A 3,232-nucleotide genomic window follows, 5' to 3' on the forward strand; every position below is an offset into this window, starting at 1 on the left:
GGCTTCCCCGCCCGCGACCCCGTCCCCCCCGCCGGCGCCCGCGGCGGGGGGGGTGGGGGGCGCGGCCGCGGGGGGGCCGCGGCGGGTTAGTTGTTGAGAAGGCGGGTGGCTAGGACGGCCTGGGTACGGCGCTCGAGGCCGAGCTTGGCCAGCACGCTGGAGACGTAGTTCTTCACGGTCTTCTCGGCGAGGAACATCTTGCCGGCGATCTCCCGGTTGGTGAGCCCCTCGGCCACGTACTTCAGGATCCGCCGCTCCTGCTCGGTGAGGGACTTCAGCTCGCGCGGCTGCTCGGCACCGCTGCGGATCCGCTCCAGCACCGGGTGGTGATCGCCGGGTCGAGCAAAGACTGCCCGGCCGCCACCCGGCGGACGGCGTCCACCAGATCGGTGCCCCGGATCTGCTTGAGCACGTACCCGGCGGCACCGGCCATGATCGCGGCGAACAGCGCCTCGTCGTCCTCGTACGAGGTGAGGATCAGCCCCTGATCGAGGAGTCCACGGCCCGGATGTCGCGGCACACGTCGATGCCGTTGCCGTCGAGCAGCCGGGCGTCGAGGATCGCCACGTCGGGGCGGAGCGCCGGGATCCGCCGGGCCGCCTCCTGGGCGGAGCCGGGCTCGCCGGCCACCTCCATGTCACCGCTGCTGGTGAGCAGATCGGCAAGGCCACGACGGACGACCTCGTGGTCGTCGAGCAGGAACACCCGGATCATCGTCCTTTCTACCCGCCGGTCCGGCGTCGTGCACGGGCCGAAGGTCCCGACCCCGACGCGACGCGACGGGCGGGCAGCCGGTCCCACCGAGACGGGTCCTTGGGCCCTGCTCGCAAAACCCCTGGTTGACGCAGTGTGGAAGGGAACCAGCCGGAAGGCGGTACCGCCCGCCACGGGAAGGAGCACCAGCATGACCACCGGCTTCACCGGCGAGCAGCTGCCGGCGGCCGTCGCCGACGCCGTCCGGGCGCCGTCCCTGCACAACACCCAGCCGTGGCGATTCCGGCTGCGCGCCGGCGGCATCGAACTCTCCGTCGACCCGCGGCGCGGGCTGCCCGCCACCGACCCGAGCGGCTGGGGCGCCCGGATCGCCTGCGGGGTGGCCCTGTTCAACCTGCGGCTGGCGCTCGCCGTGGCGGGCACCCCGGCCACGGTCCGGCTCCGCCCGTACCCCGCCGACCCGAACGTCCTGGCCCGGCTCGTCCCCGACGTGCCGCGCCGCCCCACCCACACGGAGCAGAGCCTGTACGCGGCGATCGGCCGCCGGTTCAGCAACCGCGCCCCGTTCTGGCCCGACCCGGTCCCCGCCGACGCCCGGTGGCGGCTCGCCGAGGCGGCCCGGGCCGAGCAGTGCTGGCTGGAGCTGCTGATCGGCACCAGCGCGGTCAACGCGTTCGCCGAGGTCGCCCGCAGTGCCCACCGGGTCCTCGAACGCGATCCCGCGTACGTGGCCGAGCGGGCCGCCTGGATCCGCTCCGAGCCCGCCCCCGACGGCGTGCCGGCCCCCGCCGGCGGCCCGCGGTGCGAGCCGCAGGACCTGCTGCCGCAGCGCGGCTTCGGGGGGCGCGTCCGGCACCGGGGCGGGACTACGAACCGGAACCGCTGGTCGCGGTGCTGGGGTCGGCGGGTAACACCGCCATCGACCAGATCGTCGCCGGCCAGGCCCTGCAACGGGTGCTGCTGGCGGCCACCGACGCCGGGCTGAGCGTGTCGATGATCTCCCAGCCGATCGAGGTGTCCGGGGCGCGGGAAGCGCTGCGCCTGTCCCTGGGCCGGTTCGGCACCCCCGCAGATGGGGATGCGGATCGGATACGGCCAGCCCGGCACCCGCCACCCCCCGCCGCCCGATCGACGAGGTGCTCGACCTACCGGTGTTGCCGGCCTGAGCCACCGCGCGGCCGTCCCACCCCGGGGACGGCCGCGCGCGGGGGTCAGCCCGCCCCGGCGACGGCGGCCAGCAGGTCCGCCTCGCGCCGCGGGTCGAGGCCCACCGGGGCCCGGGCCGGTCGACCGGCGCGGGGCGGCACCTGGCCCACCTCGCACAGCCAGCGCCAGGTGTCGGCGACCGTCTCGGCCACCGGCCGGCAGACCAGCCCCGCCGCGTACGCCCGCTCGACGTCCCGCTCCTGCAGCCACCGGAACTCGTGCCCGGACGGGATCCAGATCGGCAGGTCGTTCCAGGGCACGACGCCGGCGGCCAGAATCGGCTCCGGATCGGTCCAGCGCAGCACCGCGTCCGCGCCGGTCACCGCGACCGCCGCGTCGAGCAGCTCGCCCATCGTGGTGTGCCCGGTGCGGCTCACCACGTTGTACGCCCCGCCGACGCCCTCGACGCCCCGGTCCAGCAGCCAGCCCGCCAGGTCCCGGACGTCGATGTACTGCACCGGGAGGTCGCGCGGCCCCGGGGCCAGCACCTGCCCGCCCCGGGCGATCCGCCGCAGCCACCACGGCAGCCGTCCGATGTCCTCGCCGGGCCCCAGGATCAGGCCGGCGCGGGCCAGCAGCGCCCGCTCGCCGAACACCTCCACCGCGGCCCGCTCCCCGCCCGCCTTGAGCTGCGGATAGTCGCCGTCCACCGCGTCGGCCGACGCCGCGACGGCCGGGGCGTCCTCGGCCGAGCCCGGGGTCACCGGCTCGGCGTAGACCGAGCCGCTGGAGACGTAGCCGTAGTGACCGACCGAGCCGACCAGGGCCCGTGCGGCGTCCCGCACCGCCCGGGGCGCGCCGTCCCAGGTGTCGACCGCCAGGTCCCACTCGCCGCCGCCGAGGGCGGTCAGCCCGTCCGGCGCCGTCCGGTCACCCCGCAACCGGCGTACGCCCACCGGCACGTCGCCGTGCAGGCCCCGGTTGAACACCGTCACCGACCAGCCGCGGCGTACCGCCTCGGACACCACGGCCCCACCGACGAATCCCGTCCCACCCAGCACCAGCACTCTCATACGCCCCACCCTGCCCCCTGCCGGCCGGGACGGGACGGCCCGTTCACGCTGAGCAGATCTGCCCAGGGCAGAACCCTTGGCGCCCGGTGTGGGACCGCTAGGCGGGATGTCCGGTTTCGTGGATGGTCGGGGCGCCCTCGGGGGCGGAATGCCGGGCGGCCGGGGGTCGTTGAACACGGGTGCACGGCCGAGGAAGGCCCCCCCGCCGGTGAGCGCGGGGGCGGGCCCGGAATGTTGGCGGGCGGTCGGTCGTTACACATGGTCCCGGCGCCGCGAAGAGGCGATCCCCCGCCCCGCGA

1 protein-coding gene and 2 pseudogenes are annotated in these 3,232 nt (G+C 75.9%); 1 reads left to right on the plus strand and 2 read right to left on the minus strand.

The genetic code is table 11. The annotated features are described in order from the left end of the window. Positions 1-86 precede the first annotated feature (86 nt). Positions 87-714: pseudogene (locus ABZ570_RS33740) on the minus strand (response regulator transcription factor). Between the two features lie 190 nt (positions 715-904). On the opposite strand from ABZ570_RS33740, the pseudogene ABZ570_RS33745 reads away from it, so the two are divergent. Continuing rightward, positions 905-1,880: pseudogene (locus tag ABZ570_RS33745) on the plus strand (nitroreductase). 45 nt (positions 1,881-1,925) lie between these two features. On the opposite strand, the gene ABZ570_RS33750 reads toward ABZ570_RS33745, so the two are convergent. Next, positions 1,926-2,933 (minus strand): NAD-dependent epimerase/dehydratase family protein, encoded by a 1,008-nt coding sequence (locus ABZ570_RS33750; protein ID WP_358072218.1) that lies wholly within the window; start codon positions 2,931-2,933, stop codon positions 1,926-1,928. Between the last annotated feature and the right edge of the window lie 299 nt (positions 2,934-3,232).

Source organism: Micromonospora sp. NPDC007271 (assembly GCF_040634005.1).
In the GTDB taxonomy this organism is placed as follows: Bacteria; Actinomycetota; Actinomycetes; order Mycobacteriales; family Micromonosporaceae; genus Micromonospora.